Origin of the sequence: Myxococcus xanthus (assembly GCF_006402735.1) — a bacterium.
GTDB classification, from domain to species: Bacteria; Myxococcota; Myxococcia; order Myxococcales; family Myxococcaceae; genus Myxococcus; species Myxococcus xanthus_A.
Genome location: NZ_CP017174.1, coordinates 139,704 through 161,422, shown reverse-complemented (window position 1 = coordinate 161,422; position 21,719 = coordinate 139,704). Strand labels below are relative to the sequence as shown.

Here is a 21,719-nt window from a genome sequence, read left to right as displayed (position 1 = left end):
CAGCCACTGAGGAGCGTGATGCCCGTACTCGCCATCGGCAACATCGAGAAGGTCCGCGCACTCGCGGCCAATGCGCGCCTGCTGCTGGTGGGCGGCGCTCGCGCATCCACCGCCAGCCGCCTCACCGCGTTCGAGCCGGGCACCAACAAGGTGCTGTGGAGCACGGAGCTGCCCTCCGCGGTGAACGCGCTCGCCCTGTCCGGTGGACAGTGGGCCGCGGCCGGCGCGGATGGCACGGTGCGCATCGGCACGCTGTCCGAGGGGCAGGTGCAGTTCCAGCTCAATGACGTGCACCCCGGCGGCGTCACGGCGCTGGCCTCCAGCGCGGATGGCACGCTCCTCTTCAGCGCGGGCGCGGACGGCGTCGTGCGCGCCTGGGACTGGGAGTCCACGCGCAAGATGCACGAGTGGAAGGCGTCCACCCAGCCCCTGCGCGCGGTGGCCGTAGACCCCTCCGGCACCTACGCGGCGGGCGCGGGTGACGACGGCGTGGTGCGCGTCTTCACCGTGGCCACCGGCGCGCAGCGCGACATGGCCGGCCACGAAGGCGCCGTGCGCGCGCTCGCCTTCACGCCGCGCGACGGCCGGCTGGTGTCCGCCGGTGACGACGGCAAGCTGCGCATCTGGTACCTCGTGGGCGCGGTGGAGTTCGAGGTCCGCGGCGAGAAGGACACCGGCCATGCCGGCCCGGTGCTCGCCCTGCTCTTCCCGCCCACGGCCACCGCCAAGCCGGGGGAGGAAGAGCCCGGCGACCGCGTGTGGTCCTCGGGCAGCGACGGCCAGGTCAAGGTCTGGCGCCTGGACGTTCGCCGCAAGCCGCGCTCGCTCGACGCGGGGGGCAAGCCCGTGCAGGCGCTCGCCTTCGCGCCGCCGGCCAATCCGCGGCTGGCGAAGACGTCCCTGGGCTCCGTCTTCACGGGCGGGGATGACCGCCGCACGCACCGCTTCGGCCTCGCGGTGGACGGCTCGCCCGCGGGCGACCACGACACGTCCCAGCACGGCATCGACCTGCTGACGGAGTCACTCAAGGCCGGCCGTCCCCGCCGCGAAGCCGCGGTGCGCGAGGCCGCCGCGCTGGAGGAGACGGAGGCGCTGGACTTCCTCTTCCAGGTGCTGTCCTCAGAAAAGGACGCGGAGGTCCGGCGGCTCGCCGTGCGCGAGCTGGCGGACAAGGGCCGCACCGCCGCGCGCCCCAAGCTGCGCGAGCGGCTGGACGACTCGCATCCGATGGTGCGCAAGGCCGCGCTGGACGCGCTCGTCGCGCTGGAGCCTGAGGCCCCGCTGTCCGCGCCGCGCGCGGCGCTGGGCTCGCAGCACCCGGAAGTGCGCGTGCTGGGCCTGGAGCTGCTGGCGAAGCTGGGAGGCACGTCCCCGCTGGTGCCGGGCCTCATCGCCGGCCAGCTCGCGGACAACCAGGGCACGGTCGGACTGGCCGCGCTGGACGCGCTCACCCAGGTGGTGCCGGGCGACGGCGCCGAGCCGCTGCGCACCGCCTTCGAGCGCGGCCCCTCCCTGCTCAAGGTGGAGGTGCTCATCCGCGCCGCGGCGGGCGGGCTGCTCGGCCACGCGCAGCTGCAGGCCCTGGTGGCCCGCGCGTTGGATGACGCGGACCCCGGCGTTCGCCGCGCGGCCTTCACCGTGCGCGTCATGGAGCGCCGGGCGCTGTCCCACGCGCTGGAGTCGCGTGACGAGGACTTCGGCCGGGGCACCAAGGAAGTCTCCCGCTGGCTGGTCCAGCGCGCGCGCCGTGCGCAGGGCGTCGCGGGCAATCCGCCCATCACCGACGCGGAGCTCCAGGCCGGACGCGATGCGATGCCCGCGCAGGGCACCACGGGCGCGGCCATCACCGAGAGCGACCTGGAGCCGCTGCTGGCCGCCATGGCCTGCCGCACGCCGGACACGGCCGTGCGCGGCGCTCGCGGCATGGCGCAGTTGGGCGACGCACGGGCGCTGGGCGCGCTGCTCCAGCTCTCCCGCGAGCCGGACGCCGCCATCCGCCGGGTGGCTGCCTCCTCCCTCCAGGCACTCCAGGACGCGCGCGCTCGCGAGCGGCTGGTGTGGATGCTGGACGACGAGAACGCGGACGTGCGTGCCGCCGCGCTGGACGCGGTGGTGGCGCTGGACGCGGACGCGCCGCTGGCGTCGGCGGAGGCCGCCCTTCGCTCGGGCCACGAGGACGTGCGCGTGCGCGGCCTGGACCGGCTGGTGAAGCTGGGCGCGGCGACGCCGGGCGCGGAGCCGCTGCTGGGCGACGCGCTGGAGGACGAATCCAGCAAGGTGCGCGGCGAGGCCTTCCGCACGCTGTGGGCCTGGAACGAGAAGGCGCCGGAGAAGGCGCTGGACCGCGCGCTGGTGGGCCGCTTCCCCGACCTGCGCCACCGGGCGGTGGAGGTGCTGGCACAGCGCGCCGCCGAGGGCTGGGCGCTGGAGCGGCTGAAGAAGGCCGTGGAGGACCGCGACACCAGCGTGGCCACCGCCGCGTATGACGCGTGGGTGAAGCACGTGGGCAAGGAGCACGCGGAGGCCCACCTCGCGGCGCTGGCCACCACGCACGCGCCGCTGCGGGAGCACGCCGCGAAGGGCGCCATCCACGCCCCCATCGAGCCCCTGCGCTCGCCGCTGCTCAAGCGCGTCCAGGACGAGGAAGTCCCCGTCGCCGTGGCCGCGCTGGAGGCGCTGGACAAGCTGGTGCCCAACGAGAACGGGCCCCTGCTGGCCGGGCTCTCCGCGGCGCCGCTGCCGGTGCGCGTGCGCGCGGTGGAGCTGCTGGCTCCGCGTGGCGCCGAAGACATCATCGAGCCGATGCGCGCGTTCATCACCGACAAGGACCTGGAGCGGCTCTACCCTCCAGCCTTCCTGGTGCCGCTGCGCATCCGCGCCGCGCGGGCCCTGGCGTCATTGGGCTCGCGGCGCCTGCTGACCTTCTTCGCCACCGTGCTGCTGCCGCACGAGCTGGGCGACCTCCAGGAGCAGGGCGGCCGCGGGCTCGCCACCGCCGCTCGCCGGGGCGACGAAGGCTTCCTGCTGGACGCGCTGAGCCACGCCAACGTGGCGGTGCGCTCCTGGGCCGCGGACGGCCTGTCCCGCCTGGGTGACGTGCGCGCCCTGCCGGTGCTCACCGGCAACCTGCGCCACGACCACCTCCCCATCCGGCTGGGCGCCATCCTCTCCTTCGCGGCCCTGGGCCCGGAGGGCGACGGCGGCCTGCTGCACGGCCTGGAGGACCGCGCCCGCGAGGTGCAGGAGATGGTGTTCGCCATCGTCCTCGCCCGTGATTTGCGCGCCAGCCGCCGGGGCGAACCGCCCGACCTGCTCACCAGCGCCCTCTCCAGTGGCAGGCCGGAGGTCCGCTACGCGGCCGCCCGCGCGCTGGAGCTGCGCACGGAGCCGGACGCGGCGCGTGCCCAGTTGGTGGAAGCCCTGCTGCCGCCTCGGCCGGAGAAGGTGGCCGACATGAAGGACTGGCCGGCCGAAGAGGAGCGCGTGAAGTACGTCGTCGGGCTCGCGGAGGCCCTGTCCAGCCTCCAGCCCGAGCAGCGCTACGCGGCGGCCCAGGTGCTGCTGCTGCGCGACAAGCCGCTGGAGTACTTCCGCCACGCCAAGAAGGTGGCGCGGCCGAGCACGCTGGATGCGCCCTGGAAGCCGGAGACGGCGCCCACCAGTTCGCCTGTGCAGGCCACGCCCGCGAAGAACTGGCTGCGGCGCATCTTCTCCGCCGTGAAGACGGATGCCCCCGCGGCCTCGCCCGAGGCCTCTGCCCAGGCCGAGCGGCAGCACCTGCGCCGGCTGGCCTTCGGTGCCTACGTCGGCCTGCTGCGGCAGGTGTCCACGGGCGACGATGAGAGCCACCGCGTGCGTCGCGACGCGGTGGACCGCGTGGTGAAGCTCACGCAGGAGGGCTTCGCCGGCACGCCCGCCGCCGTGGCCGCCCTGCTGCGCGCCCTGGAAGACCCTCACCAACTGGTGCGCAAGGCCGCGCTGGCCGGGCTGAAGGAGCTCTTCCCCGCCGGAAGCGATGAGCCGCTGGCGCTGGCCCTGGCCTCGCTGGCGCCGGACGTGGCGCGTGCGGCGCTGGATGAGCTGGCCACGCGGGGTGACGCCGCGAAGCCGCGCATCACCGCCGCGCTGAACTCGCCGCTGACGGACGTGCGCCGCTACGCCTTCGAGCTGCTGGAGAAGCTCAGCCCGCCCGGCAGCCTGGAGCCGCTGCTGGCCGCGCTGGGCAGCGAGCACGCCGACCTGCGCGTGGGCGTCATCGAGCGGCTGGCGGGCGCCAACGACTCGCGCGTCACCGAGGCGCTGGGACGCGCCATGGCCAGCGAGCACGAGGACCTGCGTCTGCGCGCCTCGGAGCTGCTGGCGTGGCGTGGCGATGACCGCGCGGTGGAGGTGCTCGCCACCTTCCTGCGCGCGGAGAACGCGAGCGCCGCGAAGCGCGCCACGGAGGCCCTGGCCCGGCTGGCCACGCCCGCCGCGGTGGCCGCGCTGGCCGCCCGGCTGCCCGCGGCCCAGGACTCCCATGAGCGCAAGCGGCTGGTGACGGCCCTGGGCAACACGCGCCGGCCCGAGGCGCTGGAGGTGCTGGCCCGCCAGTGCCAGACGGACGCAGAGGGCGTCATTCGCAGCGAGTGTGTCACCGCGGCCATGACGGTGGCCGGCAGCGACGTGAAGAAGCGCGACATGAAGCTGGCCGTGTCGTTCCTGCGGCAGGCCGTGAAGAGCTTCGACGTCGCCGTGCGGCTGGAGGCCCTGCGGCACCTGGAGCACGGCGCGGAGGCCGGCCAGTCGGAGCTGCTGGTCAGCCTCTTCACGGACCGCTTCCCCGCCGTGAGCGGCGCGGCCGTGGAGGCCTACGCGAAGCGCGTCATCGAGCACGGCGCCCCGGCGGAGCCGCTGGAGGCGGTGCTGCGCGGCGGCTCGCGCGACCTGATGCTGCCGGCCGCGGAAGGCGTGGCCTTCAAGGGCGGCGCCAGCGCGCTGCGGCCCCTGATGCTGTACGCCCGCGCGGGCGAGGACGGCCAGCGCGAGCGGGCCCTGCTGGCCCTGGGCACGCTGGGTGACGCGCGCGCCCTGGCCGAGTTGGAGACGGTGGCCGCGGGCGGCACGGCGGAAGCGCCCGTGGAGCCGAGCATGGTGTCGGCCGCCATCGAGGGCCTGGGCCGGCTCGCCGCGAAGCTGCCGGACGGCGAGGAGCGCCGCCGCGCCGAGGAGAAGGTGGAGGCCGCCGCGGTGGAGGGCGCCACGCTGGAGCTGCAGCAGGCCGGCGTGAAGGGCCTGCGCGCCATCGGCGGGGAGCGCGCCCGCGTGAAAATCGAGGCGCTGCTCGGCGACACGAGCACGGCGCTGCCGGTGCAGCTGACCGCGGCCCAGGAGCTGGGGAAGCTCAAGGACACCGCCGCGGAGACGGCCCTGGCCGCCGCGCTGGACGCGCCCCAGCAGGACCTGCGCAAGGAGGCGCGCAAGGCGCTCGACGTGCTGTTCCCCACCGAGCGCACGCGGGTGGAGTTCCACGCGGTGGCCAGCCGCTACCCGGACATCTCCGCGCCCGCCGCGGCCTACCTGGCCAACGAAGGCGACCCGGCGCTGCTGGTGCCCCGGCTGGCCACGCTGGACAACGTGACGCTGCGCCTGCGCCTGCGGCGCGGGCTCGCACGCCGGGGCGCCCTGCCCCTGCCGGAAGTGGTGGCGCTACTGGGCCACGACAAGCCGGAGGCCCGCGAGGAGGCCGCGCTGCTGGTGGGTACCTGGACGGGTGAGGCCCGCGAGCCCGGCACGGTGGACCTGGCCGCGCTGTCCCGCGCGCTGGTGACGGCCGAGCGCCGCACGGCCACGGACTGGACCTCCGCCGCGCCGTCCAGGCGCGCCGTGCTGGAAGGCGCCTGGGAGCGGCTGCTGTGGGCGGGCTCCCGTCTGGGCACCGCGGGCATGGCCGACTCCGCGCGCACCCTCCTCCAGGGTGGAGAGACGGCGGCTCCGGGCACCGTGCGCCAGGAGGCCGCGCGCGCCCTGGGCAGGCTGGGTACGCCGGGGGGCACGCTGACGCTCACCGGACAGGCCCCGGCGGCCGTGCTGACGAACGAGAAGGAGCGCGCCGCCGCGGCGGACACGCTGCGCAAGTCGCTGGTGGACCCGGACGCGCGGGTGCGGGCGGCGGCGGCGGATGCGCTGGCGAAGCTCGCCCCCGAGCGCGCCACCGCATGGGCCCTGGAAGTGAAGCCCTTCGACGCGGTGGCCTTCGGCCCCATGGGTGCCCGGACGACGCGGGAGCTGCTGGCCACCTCCGAGGGTCGCCGGCTGTCGGTGCCAACGCTGCTGGGTGCCCACGCGCTGGAGCCCCTGAAGTCACTGGCCACCGACGCGAAGCCGGAGACGCGGCAGGACGCGTGGGCCGCGCTGGGCCGCCTGGGCGGAGACGACGCGGCGAAGCTGCTGCACGAGGCCGCCTTCGACAAGTCGCAAACCGTGGAGCTGCGCAAGGCCGCCTGGCGCGCCCATAAACGAGCACGCCGCGCCGCTGAGCGCGCCCGGAACCGGAAGGAAGGTAACCCGTCGTGACGACCGCCACCCGACACCCCGTCGAGCTGCGCTACGCCACCGCGAGCGACGTCGAGTCCGGCACGGACGGCTCCCGCGTCCGCCTGGCCCTGGAGGGCTCGCGCGGCACCGTGGGCGTGAGCGGCCGCGTCACCGACGCCGCCCTCTTCCGCGACGCGCTGGCCGCCACCTTCGGCATCCTCGCCAGCGACCTGCGCTACCGGGGCAAGGACCGCACCGCGTACCTCGCCTACCTGATGAAGCAGGGCAAGCGGGCCAGCGCGCTCATCTGGGAGGCGCAGAAGGCGTTCCTGGACAACGCGCTGGACGGAGAGAAGAAGCAGGACGCGGTGCTGGACCCCGTGCTCACGGTGGACCCGGACAGCGTGTCCCTGGAGGTCTTCTCCCGCGACGAGAGCGCCTACGCCCGGCTGTCCTTCGACAACCGCCTCTTCGAGGGCCGCGAGGCCGCGCACGGCTCCACCTTCCTGGACGTGCCACCGGAGCTGCCCGCCCGCGTGGACCGGCTGCGCACCTACGTGCCCGTCTCCCTGGAGGCGCACGTCGCGCTGGCCACGCCGGCCTCGCAGCCGGCCCGCGCTCCGCGCAACGTGGAGGTGCCCCACGCCTGGCTGCGCGGCTTCCTCCAGGTGCAGTCCGCCGCCACGCTGCCCGCGAGCACCTGCGAGCTGGCGCCCATCGACCTCTACAACCTCCTCTTCGCCCTGCGCGCTCGCAAGGCGAAGAAGGCCCCCCGCGCGCTGCGCTTCGAGCTGGTGCCCGGCGCCCCGCCCCGGCTGGTGCTGGAGCCGTGGGAGCTGGTGCTGGAGTGCCACGGCAGCACGTACAACGGCACCGCGCCCGCGGTGGTGCGCACCTTCGGCCGTCAGCGGCTGGCCGCGCTCGCGCGCCTGCTGCCCCACGCGAAGTCCGTGCGAGTACAGCTGATGGGCCCCGGCCTGCCGGTGTTCTGGGTCATCGACATGGGCGCGGCCACGCTCACGCTGGGCCTCACGGGATGGACGGAGAGCGGCTGGTCCTCCGCCGCGGCCTTCGACGTGCTGATGCCCCGCGCGGTGCCGGACGGATTGGCGGAGCAGCTTCGCAACCGGCTGCGGACCGAAGGCCCCCTGCCCTTCGACACGCTCGCCGCCAGCGCCGGCGCGCCCAAGGAGTCCGTGCGCGCGGCGCTCCAGCTGGAGTGCCTGCGCGGGCGCATCCTCTTCGATGTGGCGCGCGGCCAGTACCGTCCGCGCGAGCTGATGCCCACGCCGGTGGACGCCGCCGTCATCCGCTACGGCAACGAGCTGGAAGCGCGAGCGCACCGCCTGCTGGGTGGCGACGGCGCTCCGGGCGCGGGCGAGGTGAAGCTGACCAAGGTGCACGACGTGGTGGGCGAGGGCATCCGCATCCACGGCGAGGTGGTGGACCGCGAGGCCCTGCGCAGCTTCTTCCCCAGCTTCACGTTGGACTTGGAAGGCCGCGTGAAGGACGCCAGCTGCGGGTGCCCGCACCACCGGCGCTCCGGTCTGCGGGAAGGCCCCTGCGAGCACCTGCTGGCGCTGCGGCTGGCCTACGCGCGCCGCCGCGCGGAGGAAGAGGCGCTGCGGCAGACGCCCGAGGGCCGCAAGCTCATCCGCGCGGAGACGCGTTCCTACGTGCGACGCGACGCGGAGAGCGGACTGGAGACGGTGTACCGGGTTTCCCTGGATGGTCAGGTGGTGGCGGTGGAGTGGGGCCCGCGCACGGGCACGCCGCGTCACCAGCGGCTCTGGTTCGACTCGGATGCGGAAGCGCGCGGAGCGTACTTCGCGCGCCTGGAGAAGTTGGCGGCTGACGGCTACATCGACGCGGCCTCGGCATTGGTGTAAACCCTTCAACCACGGCCCGGCCGCCACGAGCGGCCGGCAGGACAGGTGCGACGAAGAGACGACGACGTGCGCTTCACGCGCGAGCAGCCGAGAGAGGTCCGGAGTGCATCAGCCTGAGCGCCTCGAGCGCGGGAGCGGCGTTGCGCCGCTCCGGTTGAAATGCAGGACACTCTCCGCAAGGTAGCCTGTTCTTGGCTCTCTCCCTCCTAGGCACTACGGCCAGGGTGGGTAGCGGAGCCAACGACGCGACCGCCGTTTACCCACCCCGGCCGTAGTGCCTAGGAGGGGAGAGCCGGTGAGGCTACCGTGCCCCAGGTAAGATGGTGGTGCTTTCCCGGCCTCCCTCGACTGCTCGCGCCATGTCCCGTCCTCCATCGCCGCGCCCGCCCAAGGTGCAGACATGACCGCCAGGCTGGACCCGTTCGTCCCCGCAGCTTCGCCGCAGGCCGTGCCCACGCCCGAACCCACCGCTCCCGCGCCAGACGCGGCCGCGAAGCGTGAAGCCCGCCGGCTCGCGCACGAAGCGCTGCTCGTCCGCGCGAAGGCCATCGACGAAGCGGGCGGCGCCGACGACTGGGTGCAGGCGCAGCTCGTCTCCAAGGGCCTCGCGGTGGAGGACCTGGACTTCTCCAGCGCCTCCGAGAAGGACAAGAAGGCCTGGAAGGAGAAGAAGAAGGCCGAGGCCACCGAGCGCCGCGCGCTGAAGCGTCAGGCGCACGAGGCGTGGAAGGCCACGCACGTGGGCCACCTGGGCGCGGGCGTGCACTGGGTGGAGGACCGCCCTGCGGACGCGTTCGACGTGCCCCACCGCGAGGAGCGCGCCCGGGCCAACGGCCTGACGGAGCTGGACTCGGCGGAGGCGCTGGCCAAGGCGCTGGGGCTGAGCGTGTCCAAGCTGCGCTGGTTCGCGTTCCACCGCGAGGTGGACACGGCCACGCACTACGTGAGCTGGACGATTCCGAAGCGGGACGGCGGCAAGCGCACGATTACGTCGCCCAAGCCGGAGCTGAAGGAAGCACAGCGCTGGGTGCTGTCCAACGTCGTGGAGCGGCTGCCGGTGCACGGCGCGGCGCATGGCTTCGTGGCGGGACGCTCCATCCTCACCAACGCGCTGGCCCACCAGGGCGCGGACGTGGTGGTGAAGGTGGACCTCAAGGACTTCTTCCCCTCCGTCACCTGGCGCCGGGTGAAGGGCCTGTTGCGCAAGGGCGGCCTGCCGGAGGGCACGTCCACGCTGCTGTCGCTGCTCTCCACGGAAGCGCCGCGTGAGGCGGTGCAGTTCCGGGGCAAGCTGCTGCACGTGGCCAAGGGCCCGCGCGCGCTGCCCCAGGGTGCGCCCACGTCGCCGGGCATCACCAACGCGCTGTGCCTGAAGCTGGACAAGCGGCTGTCCGCGCTCGCGAAGCGGCTGGGCTTCACGTACACGCGCTACGCGGACGACCTGACCTTCTCGTGGACGAAGGCGAAGCAGCCCAAGGCGCGGCGGACGCAGCGTCCCCCGGTGGCGGTGCTGCTGTCGCGCGTGCAGGAAGTGGTGGAGGCGGAGGGCTTCCGCGTGCACCCGGACAAGACGCGCGTGGCGCGCAAGGGCACGCGGCAGCGGGTGACGGGGCTGGTGGTGAATGCGGCGGGCAAGGACGCGCCGGCGGCCCGAGTCCCGCGCGACGTGGTGCGCCAGCTGCGCGCCGCCATCCACAACCGGAAGAAGGGCAAGCCGGGCCGCGAGGGCGAGTCGCTGGAGCAGCTCAAGGGCATGGCCGCCTTCATCCACATGACGGACCCGGCCAAGGGCCGCGCCTTCCTGGCGCAGCTCACGGAGCTGGAGTCCACGGCGAGCGCGGCTCCGCAGGCGGAGTGACGCTCAGCGCGCGAGCAACGCCGCGTCGAGGAACGCCTTCAACCGCTGGGGGTACGCCTCCGGCTCGGTGGCGCTGAAGTTCCCGTGTCCGGCGCCCTGGATGCGCCACGTCTGGGCGTACTCACGCACCTTGGCGAAGAGCTCGTCGGCGAGCGGCTGTCCTGACTCCTCCGTCCCCATGACGATGAGCAGCGGCCGGGGGCGGATGCGCTCCACCGCGTCGATGGTGCGCACCTCTTCCAGTGCGATGCCGCGCCGCCAGAAGGGAACCAGCGCCCCGCATTGCGACACGAAGCCGAAGCGGCGGAAGTCATACGCGGCGGCCAGCCACAGCGTGTTGAACGGGGACAGCAACACCACGGCGCGCACCGCCGGGTCCTCCGCCGCCACCTCCGCCACCGCGGCGGAACCAATCGAGAAGCCGAGCGCCCCTACCCGCTCCGGGTCCACATCCGGCTGGGCGCGCACGAAGTCCAGCGCGGCCCGCACGTCCCGGCGCTCCAGGTCTCCCCAGGTGGAGAAATCGCCCTCGCTTTCACCGTGGGCGCGCAGGTCGAAGAGCAGCACGCCATAGCCCGCGGCCCGCAGGATTCGCGCTTCGGGCAGCAGGTCCGCGCGCGTCTGGGACAGGCCGTGCGCCAGCACCACGGCGGCGCGGTTCTGGGACGGCACGTACCAGCCCCGCAGCGTCAGCCCGTCCGACGTCTGAAGCGAGACGTCCTTTGCCTCGGCGAAGTCAGCGGGGCGCTCGGCCTTGGGACGTGGGTAGTGGAAGTAGGCCTCTGAATGACGCAGCGCTCTACCAAACACCGCCAGCGCGGCCAGCAGCCCCAGCGCGAGCGCTCCACCCAGCAGCCACCGCCACTTCATCTTCGTTGGACCTCGTTGAAGGAAGCTGGGGTGTTTGAACCCCAGGCGTGCAGACGGGACCCACGTTGCTCCACCACGTACTGAGCAGCTTACACTCCGTGTAGACAACTCACAGTGCCATCAAAGACGGCACTGTCGCGCCAGGAAACCTGTGGGCACATCCAGGACGATGTTCGACGTGGTGGTGGTGGGTGGTGGCGCTTGCGGCGGCTGGACGGCCAAGCAGCTGACGGAAGCAGGCTTGCGTGTCCTGGTGCTCGAAGCGGGCCGAGGCATGGGCGCGGACCGGATGCTGTGGATGCTCCACCGCATGCGCCAATCCTTCGGCTACCTGGCGGAGACGGACGACCAGCGCAAGGTGCGCCAGTCGGTGCAGAGCACCACCTTCGCGTGGCCCTTCCACCCGCACGCCTTCGTCGACGACGTGGACAATCCCTACACCACGCCAGAGGACCAGCCCTTCACGTGGATTCGTGCGCGGCAGGTGGGCGGGCGCACGTCGGTGAAGGCGCACGGGCGCCAGTTCTACCGGCTGTCTGACTTCAACTTCAAAGCAGGCACGCAGGACGGGCAGGGGCCGGACTGGCCGCTGACGCTGGCGGACCTGGCGCCGCACTACGAGACGGTGGAGCGGTGGATGGGCATCCACGGCAACGCGGATGGCCTGGACATGCTGCCGGACTCCGTCTTCGCGGGTGCCATCACCATGACGCCCGCGGAGCAGCGCCTGAAGGAACAGGTGGAGCGCCGCTGGCCCGAGCGCCGCGTCATCGTCCGCCGCACGGCGGGAGCGCCCGTGACGATGCCCGCCGCGTTGAAGACGGGCCGGCTCGCGCTGCGCACGAACGCGGTGGTGGACCAGGTGCTGTACGACGCGGCGACAGGGCGCGCCACGGGGGTGCACTACCTCGACGCGAGGTCGGGCAAGTCCTACGAGGCCCACGCGCGGGTGGTGGTGCTGGCGGCGGGCGCGATTGAGTCCACCCGCCTGCTGCTGCACTCGCGCAGCAGTGCGTTCCCGGACGGACTGGCGAACTCGTCGGGGCAGCTGGGCCGCAACCTGATGGACCACACGTACATGCTGGGCATCGAGGCGAAGATGAACCTGCCTCCCGAAGCCCAGCGGCAGGAGCATAGCTGGGCGTACATCCCCCAGTTCCGCAACGTGGCCACGAAAGAGCAGGACTTCGCGCGCGGCTACGGCGTGCAGGTCTTCACCTTTGGAGACAACTGCCACTTCGTGCCCTTCGGGGAGATGGTGCCGCGCGCGGAGAATCGCGTGACGCTCAGCCCGACGGTGAAGGACCGCTGGGGCATCCCCGCCGCGCACATCGAATGCCGGCATTCGGCCAACGAGCTGAAGATGGCCGAGGACGCGGTGGCGGCCTGCAAGGAGATGATGGAGGCGGCCGGCTTCACCGTGGAGAAGGCCAACGCCACGTTGTCCACGCCGGGCATGGCCATCCACGAAGTGGGCACGGCGCGCATGGGCACGGACCCGAAGACGTCGGTGCTCAATCCCCACAACCAGAGCTGGGACGTGCCCAACCTCTTCATCAACGACGGTGCCTGCTTCCCGTCCCAGGGACCGCAGAACCCCACGCTGACGATGATGGCCATCGCCGTGCGTGCCAGTGCTCACATCGTGGAGGAGTTCAAGGCCGGGCGGCTGTGACGTGGTGGCGAGCGTTGCGGCTCCGGCGCTGCATGCCTTAGCGTGCTCGCGATGATTGAGGAGATGTTCGAACCCGCCGCTTTCGATGAACGCGGCGACCTCGATTTTGGCCGGGCGATGGCGCTCGCGAATGAAGGGCGCTCAGCGCTGTGGCCCGAGGTCGAGAATCGGCTGCGCGGAAGCAAGGGACTCGCGACACGCGAGGCGCTCGCGTGGCTGGCGAGCGACCCTTCCTGCCGCGAGCTCATGGCACTTGGCGATGACGCATCGATGGCGGTGCTCGCCGAGCGGTTGGCTCAGCGCGGCCATACGGTCTCCATCGAGAGCCTCACGCGCTCGGTGCGCGCCATGCGGGGTGCGCGCCTCGATTCGCAATCCAGTGGGTGATGAACGCCGGACTTCGAATCCTTCTCGCAGTGGCTCGCACGGCTGGACGCGCCGCACCCTCTAACGCGATAGCGGAACCAGGCTGTGAGCTTGCCGTGAAGCGTAGCGGCTCGCGGCCACCGTGCACCGCCTGAGCCCGTGTGCCGGTGGCACGGAGCATCCCCGCGAGGGCCTCAAGCCCCTCGGGGCCGAGCCCTCCGCCGCGCCAGTACCGCGCCCGCGAGGCCCACCACCGCTGACACCAGCGCCAATGGGCTCAGCCAGTCACCCCATGCCAGCGCGAGCGTCGTCAGCGCGGCCGTCTCCGGCACGCGCATGGTGAGGCCCGCGCGCTGGTTGTCGTCCACCTCGGCCACCACCGCGCCCGTGCTGTCGATGAGCGCGGTCACACCCGAGTTCGTCACCCGGACCTGTGGCCGCCGCGTCTCGATGCTGCGGAAGGCCGCGTGCATCAGGTGCAGCCGGGGCGCGGGCGTGCCGGTGAACCACGAGTCATTGGACAGCGTGAGCAGCAGCTCCGCGCCCTGCCGCACGCCCTGCGCGACATACTCGGGGAAGATGGTCTCGTAGCAGATGAGCGGCGCCACCCGGAGCTGGCGTCCGTCGCGCAGCGTGAAGCTCACCGCCCGAGGCCCGGGCCCTCGCTTCCAGCGTCCCGTCCACGGCAGCCACTCGCGAAGCGTGGGGGTATCGATGGCGTCCGGCACCCACTCCGTCAGCGGGAAGAGCATCGTCTTGCGGTACGCGGCGCGCTCGAGCGAGCCTCCAGGTGACGACGGCCCCAGGAACATGGCCGCGTTGAACTCACGCTCGCCCTCCAAGTCATAGGCGCCGAACACGAGCGGCACGCCGCGCTCGGAGACGTAGCCGGCGATCTCCGCGTCCAGCTTCGCGCCCGTCTCGCTGCGAGGCGTCCCAAAGGGCGTGGGGTACACCGTCTCCGGCCACACCAGCAGGTCCAGCGGTCCTTCTCGTAGCAGCGCGTCCGACATCGCGTAGTGCGTGTCGAGCACCATCCGCACGACCTGGTAGGCCCCCATCTCCGCCTTCAGCTTCTCATAGCGGGTGATGTTCGCCTGCACCGCGCCCACCACCAGCCCGCCCTCACGCCGGGTTGCCTCGCGCACCTGTGCATGCCGGAAGGCGCCATACCCCGACAACACAAGCACCAGCGCCGCGAGCCCCGCCATGGGCCCCCAGGCGGAACGCCCACCCTGCCGCCGTGCCCGGCGAACCGCCGCGAGCACGCACTCATTGCCCAGCAGCAGCACCAGCGTGAGCCCAGGCGCACCCGCGACGTCCGCGCCCTGGCGCTGCCACTCGGAGGCGTAGAGGCCGTGCCCCAGCGTGTCCGCGAAGAGCTTGGGCGTGATGCCCTCCACGCCCACGTACGCGAGCGTCCCCACCAGGGGCGGCAACCAGCCCTGCCCCTCCCGCGCCAGACGCCGCGCCGCGTACCGGGCCAGCGCGGCGGCGGGGAACTGGAGCTGGAGCAGCGGCGCCACCAGCAGGAACAGCGCCCAACCCACCACCGTGGGCGCCCGTGAGTACGCCTGGAGCGCGCCGGGGAACCAATGAAAGACGGCGGCGGTGAACGCCACGCTGAGCAGAACGCCCAGGCCCAGCGCCTCACGCGCCGAGCGAGCCCGGTCCAGCGCCGCGAGCCAGGGCACCATCGCCACCCAGCCGAGCACCAACCAGCGCGCCTCCAACCGCCCGAACAGCGCGAACAGCACGGTCGTCCCCAGGACACCGAGCAGCGCCGCAGCCAAGCGCCGCCCGCGTCCCACCCCTACCTGGACACCGGTCACGGCGAGGGCGCCCCACTCTCCGCGCCCTCGGGCAGCTCCAACCGTTGGATAGGCATTCCCGGAGGGGCCAGCTCCTCGGGCACCAGCCCGTCTGCGGGCTTGGGAACCGGCTGCCCGTTCGCATCCACGGGCTGATGGTCGGGGTGGAACATCAGCACGGCCGACACGAGCTCGCCCGAGTCCTTGTACTGGAAATGACGCACGTATCCGGGCGGCAGCTCGAAGTCGTCGGGGACGACGAGGCCCCTCTTGATGGGCTTCGTCCCGGGCCGGTAGAGCTGCATACCCGTCAGCTCGGATTCCATGGCCGGCTCCTGGACGTCGGTATCGGTGGCCAGTTCGGGAACAGGCTCGGGGCCAGGCTGTGGAGCTGAAGCCGTGACGGGAGGCGGTCGTGTCCGCGGCGCGCGGGCACGCACCTCGGGCGTGGGAGACGGAAGGGGCAGCGGCATCTCCGCGAGCGGCGGCGCTTCCACCTCGATGTCGGTCGAGCCCCACCAGACACTCAAGCCAATGCACGCGAGCGTGAAGACACACGCGCCGCCCACGAGCCACGCGCCCAGACCCTTCCCCGTTCGAGCGGGCGTGATGTGCGTGACGCCGTCGCTGTCAACGCGACGCTTTGGTGCAGGGGACTGCGGCCTCATGTTCGCGCGAAGACCTCCGGGCTGCGTATGCTACGGAGCCACTCCCTCCGAGGCAAACACAGCGCCTTCCGCTCACCCTCATGAGCTCTTCGTCCATTCTCGTCACCGATGCCCCTGGCGGCACGCCACCCGCCACCACGCCCGAGCCCGCTCGCTTCGCGGTGCACGCCTGGACACCCGGGCTGCGAGGGCTCGCGGTGGTGACGCAGCTCGCCGCGCTGGGCGCCCTGCTCCACTTCACCGCGCAGCTCTGGATGGAAATTTCCGAAGGGACCCAGCGGATGCAGCCCGTGCCCATCGCCATCGGGCTGGTGCTGCGAGTCGTGCTACCGCTCGCGTTCGTCTCCGCGCTGCGCCGCAGCCGCCGGGCCACCGTGGGCGTGGACACCCACCAGTGGACCCTGACGCTGCGCGGCGGCGCCCGGATGGAGATTCCCTTCGAAGCCGTGGCCGCGGTGCGCCCCTGGCGGCTGCCGCTCCCGGGCCCCGGCCTGGCGCTGCGGATGCGGTCAGGCCGCGCTTTCAGCCACGCGCTGGAGGTGGAGGACGCACTGCCCCTGCTGAACGCGCTGGGCCAGCACGGAGCCCTGGGCGCCGCGCAATCCCACACGCTGGTTCGTTACGCCCAGGCGCGCCATGCCCTGTGGCGCCGGCGCTGGTACCACCTGCTGGTGAAGTTCGTGTTCTTCCCGCTGGTGCCCACGGCCATCCTCTTCTACTCGTACCAGGTCATCTCGTTTGGAGGCGCGCTGGGTGAGTACAGGATGTACGGATTGGACGCGTACCTGCGTTCGTTCGGCCGGTACTACGCGCCCATCTCGTTGTGCCTGCTGCTCTTCGCCTGCTTCTGGCGCGTCGTCGCGGAGGGCGCGTCGCTCCTGGCTGCGTGGCTTCTGCCAGCCTGGGCGCGCGGCGTGCGGCGTGCGGCGGAGTGGTTCTGCTGGCTCGTCTACTACGTCGGCACCCTGGGGTTGATCGGCGCGCGCTTCATGATGTGACGTGCGCGCCAGGCGCTGGAAACGACAAGGCCCCCGGTTCCCGAAGGCAACCGGAGGCCCAAGCACCGCGCCCACACCCGAGGCGTGAGCGCGGTCGCAGCGACTACGGCGTGGGGTTGAACTTCGCGCTCTCCCAGCCCATGCGGTCGTGGCCAGTCTTGTTCCAGGTCGAGGTGTCGGCGGGCAGCGCGCCGGTGCCGCCAGAGCTGGAGATGGTGCCACCGGTGTAGGTCGGGTGGGTGTCGTCAGACTGGAGGTAGTCGTAGCTGGTGCTCGCGTTGACGAAGTGCGTGTTGGAGTCGCGCAGCGTGGAGCGCAGCGTGACGGAGATGCGCTGGACGTACGCCGCCTCGGACTCGCCCTCGATGTAGCGAATGGCCTCGGAGTCCACCTTGCCATCGCCGTTGGAGTCATAATCCGCGGCCATGTACTCCGCGAACGAGTCCGCGCACTTGAAGCCGTGACGAGCCGCCAGGCTGCACGCACGCCAGTTGCTCCTCGCCAGCAGCGGCAGGAACTTCTCCCGCTTGTTCACCACCTGGCCCGTGGCGGAGTCCCGGCATTGGGTGTTCACGTTGTCCGCGTTGAAGCCCGGGTAGTAGATGTTGGAGATGATCTTGGTCGCGGTGGCGGGCGCGTACTGGTTGATGGTCTGCATCGCCCGCTCCATGTACGTGGTGCAGGTCGCCAGGGCGGACTCCAGGCCGGAGTAGTTACAGGTGCCCGTCTGCCCAGAGAAGGCGCTGCGCGCCTGGAGGTAGTCGTTGCCACACATCTCGAACATGACGACGCGGGTGTTGGCCGCCTGCATGTACGAGCGCTCAGAGACAATCTTGTTGTTGTAGATGTCGTCCGCCTTCGCGCCGGACTTGGTGCGGCGGATGACCTCCACGTCCGCGTTCCACTTCCGCGCCAGGTCCTCGCCCTGCACCACCGGCGCCGCGCGGCGGGCCACGTTCCAGAAGAAGACGGAACCGTTGTAGCCGGCGTAGATGGAGTCGCCGTAAGCCACCACGCGGTACTTCGTCGACGTCGACGGCTGGTCGATGGTCCACGACGTGTTCTGGTTGAGGGTGCTCGCCATCGCGCTACCACCGACCGTGAAGGCCGCGCACATGGCGACGACGGACATCCCGCTGTGACGGAAAGACATGCCCCGCTCCTTTGGATTCCCACTGGGGGGTTGTTGGGGGAGCGCGGAGGCTACATGGCGTCGATTCGCAAATCACCTTTAAACAAGGATAACGCACCATGCCAGAAATGCTGGTGTTGGCATGACCTCACCCGTGTTTGAAACGATGTCGTAAGAATGACGCGAGCAAGCCTTTGACGCGGTGTTTCATCATGTTTCACCCAGGTCCGGAGTGTTTCACGTGAATCTTTCCCGTGGCACGAGAGCGCTGATGCAGTGGCTGCTCCTGGGTGGGCTGGTGGGCGTCGTCTGCGGCGTGGCGTCCGCGGTCTTTTTGTACCTGCTGGACGAAGCGACACACTCCCGGGAAGGGCACCCGTGGCTGGTGTACGCGCTGCCGGTGGCGGGGCTGGTGCTGGGGGCGGTGTACGGGAAGTGGGGTGGGCCCATTCGCGGGGGCAACAACCTGGTGCTGGACACAGTGCACGCGAGCGACGCCCAGGTGCCGGTGCGCATGGCGCCCATGGTGCTGGTGGGGACGGTGCTGACGCACCTGTTCGGCGGCAGCGCGGGCCGCGAGGGCACAGCGGTGCAGATGGGCGGCAGTCTGGCGGACCTGGTGGCGCGGCGCTTCCGGGTGGGCCCGGACACGCGCCGCGAGTTGCTGGCGGCGGGCATCGCGGGTGGGTTCGGTTCGGTGTTCGGCACGCCGGTGGCGGGGGCGGTGTTCGGGCTGGAGGTCGTGGTGGTGGGGCGCATGGGCTACGAGGCCCTGCTGCCCGCGCTGGTGGCGTCGGTGGTGGGCGACTTGGTGACGCGGGGGCTGGGCATCCACCACACGCCGTATCCGGCGCCGGGGGCGCTGCCGCTGACGGTGGCGGTGCTGGCGAAGTGGCTGGTGTTCGCGGTGGCGGTGGCCGTGGTGGCGGTGGTGTTCGTGGAGTTGATGCACCGGCTGAAGAAGCTGCTGGAGCAGCGCGTGCAGGTGTTGCCGCTGCGGATGGCGCTGGGCGGTCTGGCCGTGCTGCTGCTGTGGCTGCTGGCCGGTACGGATGACTACCTGGGCCTGGGGGTACCGGGCATCCAGCGGGCCTTCGAGGACCCGGCGCTGCCCGTGTCGGCGTTCGCGTGGAAGCTTGCCTTCACGGTGGTGACGCTGGCCGCGGGATTCCTGGGTGGCGAGGTGACGCCGCTGTTCTTCATCGGCGCGTCGCTGGGCAACGTCCTGGCGCGGCTGTTGGGCCTACCGTTGGATTTGGGCGCGGCGGTGGGCATGGCGGCCCTGTTCGCGGCGGCGGCGAACACGCCGCTGGCGCTGTCCATCATGGCCGTGGAGCTGTTGGGGGCGAACGTGTTGCCCCACGTCGCGATTGTGGCCACGGTGGCGTACCTCCTCACGGGGCAACGGGGCATCTATCCGTCACAGCGGATTGCGCGGATGAAACACGGAGGGCCGCTGCTGGAGAAAATCGTGGCCCTGCGGGAGCTGACCCGCGAGGACCGCACCCCGCCCTCAGGGCCCGAGGGACGGGGCGGCGGCTGAGGGCTGCGGCTCCGGGAAGTGGTAGACGTGTCCGTCGTCGCCGACGATCCAGAAGTTGCTTGAGGAGGTCATGGCGATGTCGCGGAGCGGCACGATTGGCTCGCCCGTAGCGAAGGCTGGAGCCTTGGCCCAACCGTAAGGGGTCAACCGCTGCAACCTTCCTACGCTACCTTCGTTTCCAATGATGTAGGCATTCATTATCCCCGGCGGGGCTGCCACACTGACGTAGTTGAGCACGGGTCCCGCAGGCGGGAGCACCCGCTCCCAATCCCTTGACTGCCCACTGCCTTTCACCACCAAGCCGCCGTCGCCCACAGCGTAGATGAGCGTCGAGGCCGCAGCCCACACGGCGCGCAAGCCGCCGTTGTAGCCCGCCGTCCCCTGGAGGTTGTGCGATGCGGCAGTGCCCCAGTAGGTGCTGCGGGTATAGAGATTCGCCACCGGCGTCAGCGGAGACGACTCTCCTGTCGAGCCCACTGCATACAGCGCATCTTGACCGAATGCATGAAGCCCCCAGTACCGACCGGGCGAGTCGTGGCGCTGGGTCGCCCCTGTAAACTCATACAAATGGCCCAAGGTGGAGATTGCGAATATTTGAGCTGGGTTTCCTACTCCAACGACACTGGAGAAGTAATCGCTGTTGCCAGGGAGGTTGCTCTGGATTGGGGAACAGGAGCCGCCGTTGTGCTCGCCCATCCAACCGTCTTCGCCAACCACGATAAGATAATCATTATGGGGATTGACCCACGCCGCGTGCCAGTCCAGCGTGTTTCCGGCCGGCCCACACCGAGTCGTCGTATCCCCGCCGTGACTCACGAACGCTGAGGCCGCGTTCATCTTCACCGCCAACCTGCCATCCAATCCCGCCACCCACACCGGGTAACCATTCGGGTGCACGGCCACCGTCCTCCAATTGCCCCCTGCCAGCACGGGGTCCACCACCCTCTTCAGCGAGCCGCAGGACATCTCCTCATCCACCTGCCCGTCGCAGTCGTTGTCCAGCCCGTCGCAGACCTCCGTTGCCTGAGTGTTCGTGCCAGGGTCAGCGTCATCACAGTCCAGCGTGTTCGCCGCCATCATCGGAGGCATGGGTGCGCCAGGGCACTGCTCTCCCACCGGCGCGCTGTCCTTCTCGCCCTCTCCATCGCTGTCCGCGTCCGCGTAGAGCGGCGTCGGAGACGTGCCGACGCAGACCGTCCCCGTCTGCGCGTCGTTGCATGCATACGTCCCGTTGCAGAACTCCGTGCAAGCCGTCCCCAACGCCCCCGGCCCCTCCATGAACAACTCGTCGGCGCGCCCGTCGCAGGTTTCATCCAAGCCGTTGCACGCCTCCACGGCGTTTGGATGGATGTCGCCCCGCTCGTCGTCACAATCCCCCGTCACCTCGACATGAAGTTCACTCGGCGGGTCACAGGCCTCCGTGCCGGGCCCATTGCGTCCGAAGCTGTCGCGGTCGTGGTCCAGGTACCAGACCTTGTTGACGACCCCCGTTTCCATCTGGCCGTCGCAGTTGTCATCCAGGCCGTTACAGAGTTCCGGCGCGCCAGGATAAGCCTCCGCGCGCGCGTCATCGCAGTCTCCCAGGGTCGTGGCGTAGCCAGCCGGAACGGCGCCACAGAACACGCGCGAAGGCGCATTCACCGCGGAGAAACCATCCCCATCCTCATCAAGGTATGCCACCGTCGGCGAGGCTGAGCCACAGGGACTCTCCTGGCAGGCACCCAAAACGCATACCTGCCCCGAACCACAAGCATGCTGCGCATCACAGGCCCGGGGACGTTCGCCTTGGAGTTCCTCCAGGCTCGGGACGAAACAGCCGGTGAGCAGCAGCAGAAATGCCACGTTCCAGCGCATCATCGTGCCCCCCCTTGCTGCGTGACGGCCTCGTCCCGCTCTCCCAACAAGAGCCAGGTCACCAGGGCACCCGCTGCCGCAACCCCGGCCATACCAAAGAGGACGTTGGCCGCTCTCGCGCTGCGCTGCGCACGGCCGTGATGTTCCACAAGATGCTCGTGGAACCTTGCCTCCCGAGCGTCCGCGAGCTGTCCCCGAGAAGAAATGCCGAAGACAGTTCCCGTCCCCCCTGCCGCAATGCCAGCACCCAGCAGCACCAGACTTGCAAGCGGCACCTGTCGCCCCCCAATGTGCATCCCGGGAGCGCTCGACGTAGCTGTCGTGCCTTGGACTTCCATTGGGCTCGAAGCCGTAGCCTGTTGGTCAGGTGTCAGCGCGGCAGGCAGCCCTGAAGAAGCGTCCGCAATCGACTCCGTTTCCACCTCGGACTGCTCGACGCGCGCCGCTTCACGCGTGGGCGAGTCCTTTCGCCTACGCGCCAGCTCAGCCTTCGCGAGCGCACGCTGGGCCTCGAACTCCCGTGAGACCTTGGGGGAAAC

General features: G+C 71.1%; 12 protein-coding genes. 7 read left to right on the top strand and 5 right to left on the bottom strand.

The window, feature by feature from the left end:
• Positions 1–18: 18 nt before the first annotated feature.
• The 3 genes from BHS09_RS00645 (at position 19) to BHS09_RS00635 (ending at position 10,263) form a co-directional block, all read left to right on the top strand.
• Positions 19–6,555: a HEAT repeat domain-containing protein gene (locus BHS09_RS00645; protein ID WP_174260628.1), complete on the top strand. Its 6,537-nt coding sequence runs from the start codon at positions 19–21 to the stop codon at positions 6,553–6,555.
• Positions 6,552–8,405: an SWIM zinc finger family protein gene (locus BHS09_RS00640; RefSeq protein ID WP_140786607.1), complete on the top strand. Its 1,854-nt coding sequence runs from the start codon at positions 6,552–6,554 to the stop codon at positions 8,403–8,405. The genes BHS09_RS00645 and BHS09_RS00640 overlap by 4 nt, the downstream gene beginning before the upstream one ends.
• 400 nt (positions 8,406–8,805) lie before the next feature.
• Positions 8,806–10,263 (top strand): reverse transcriptase family protein, encoded by a 1,458-nt coding sequence (locus tag BHS09_RS00635; protein WP_140796893.1) that lies wholly within the window; start codon positions 8,806–8,808, stop codon positions 10,261–10,263.
• Positions 10,264–10,266: 3 nt separating this feature from the next.
• Here the strand turns inward: BHS09_RS00635 and BHS09_RS00630 are convergent, their stop codons facing one another.
• Entirely contained in the window at positions 10,267–11,133 is an 867-nt protein-coding gene (locus BHS09_RS00630) for an alpha/beta hydrolase (RefSeq protein WP_140796892.1), read from the bottom strand.
• Positions 11,134–11,284: 151 nt separating this feature from the next.
• Here BHS09_RS00630 and BHS09_RS00625 point away from each other — a divergent pair, with 151 nt between their 5' ends.
• Positions 11,285–12,808 carry a GMC oxidoreductase gene (locus BHS09_RS00625; RefSeq protein ID WP_140786604.1) on the top strand — a complete coding sequence of 508 codons (1,524 nt, stop codon included), beginning with the start codon at positions 11,285–11,287 and terminating at the stop codon, positions 12,806–12,808.
• 42 nt (positions 12,809–12,850) lie between these two features.
• The gene (locus BHS09_RS00620) at positions 12,851–13,195 is read left to right on the top strand and encodes a hypothetical protein (protein ID WP_237080109.1); all 345 of its coding nucleotides are present in this window, start codon (positions 12,851–12,853) and stop codon (positions 13,193–13,195) included.
• A 173-nt stretch (positions 13,196–13,368) separates the two neighbouring features.
• Here BHS09_RS00620 and lnt read toward each other — a convergent pair whose 3' ends face one another.
• Positions 13,369–15,006 (bottom strand): apolipoprotein N-acyltransferase, encoded by a 1,638-nt coding sequence (lnt, locus tag BHS09_RS00615; RefSeq protein ID WP_140796891.1) that lies wholly within the window; start codon positions 15,004–15,006, stop codon positions 13,369–13,371.
• Positions 15,003–15,653 (bottom strand): hypothetical protein, encoded by a 651-nt coding sequence (locus BHS09_RS00610; RefSeq protein ID WP_140786602.1) that lies wholly within the window; start codon positions 15,651–15,653, stop codon positions 15,003–15,005. The genes lnt and BHS09_RS00610 overlap by 4 nt, the downstream gene beginning before the upstream one ends.
• A gap of 80 nt (positions 15,654–15,733) precedes the next feature.
• Here BHS09_RS00610 and BHS09_RS00605 point away from each other — a divergent pair, with 80 nt between their 5' ends.
• Positions 15,734–16,651 (top strand): hypothetical protein, encoded by a 918-nt coding sequence (locus BHS09_RS00605; protein ID WP_237077907.1) that lies wholly within the window; start codon positions 15,734–15,736, stop codon positions 16,649–16,651.
• A 103-nt stretch (positions 16,652–16,754) separates the two neighbouring features.
• On the opposite strand, the gene BHS09_RS00600 is transcribed toward BHS09_RS00605, so the two are convergent.
• Positions 16,755–17,804, bottom strand: coding sequence for an SGNH/GDSL hydrolase family protein (locus BHS09_RS00600; protein WP_140786600.1), 1,050 nt, complete (start codon positions 17,802–17,804; stop codon positions 16,755–16,757).
• A gap of 220 nt (positions 17,805–18,024) precedes the next feature.
• Here BHS09_RS00600 and BHS09_RS00595 point away from each other — a divergent pair, with 220 nt between their 5' ends.
• The gene (locus BHS09_RS00595) at positions 18,025–19,326 is read left to right on the top strand and encodes a chloride channel protein (protein WP_140796890.1); all 1,302 of its coding nucleotides are present in this window, start codon (positions 18,025–18,027) and stop codon (positions 19,324–19,326) included.
• Here BHS09_RS00595 and BHS09_RS00590 read toward each other — a convergent pair.
• Entirely contained in the window at positions 19,297–21,183 is a 1,887-nt protein-coding gene (locus tag BHS09_RS00590; RefSeq protein WP_140796889.1) for a putative metal-binding motif-containing protein, read from the bottom strand. The two genes, BHS09_RS00595 and BHS09_RS00590, sit on opposite strands and share 30 nt — an antisense overlap.
• Positions 21,184–21,719 lie beyond the last annotated feature (536 nt).

Excerpts from the sequence above, each read along its gene's own strand:
- BHS09_RS00635 (WP_140796893.1), top strand. The coding sequence starts at position 8,806 with ATGACCGCCAGGCTGGACCCGTTCGTCCCCGCAGCTTCGCCGCAGGCC.
- BHS09_RS00630 (WP_140796892.1), bottom strand. The coding sequence starts at position 11,133 with ATGAAGTGGCGGTGGCTGCTGGGTGGAGCGCTCGCGCTGGGGCTGCTG.
- BHS09_RS00610 (WP_140786602.1), bottom strand. The coding sequence starts at position 15,653 with ATGAGGCCGCAGTCCCCTGCACCAAAGCGTCGCGTTGACAGCGACGGC.
- BHS09_RS00590 (WP_140796889.1), bottom strand. The coding sequence starts at position 21,183 with ATGATGCGCTGGAACGTGGCATTTCTGCTGCTGCTCACCGGCTGTTTC.
- BHS09_RS00600 (WP_140786600.1), bottom strand. The coding sequence starts at position 17,804 with ATGTCTTTCCGTCACAGCGGGATGTCCGTCGTCGCCATGTGCGCGGCC.
- BHS09_RS00605 (WP_237077907.1), top strand. The coding sequence starts at position 15,734 with ATGAGCTCTTCGTCCATTCTCGTCACCGATGCCCCTGGCGGCACGCCA.
- BHS09_RS00645 (WP_174260628.1), top strand. The coding sequence starts at position 19 with ATGCCCGTACTCGCCATCGGCAACATCGAGAAGGTCCGCGCACTCGCG.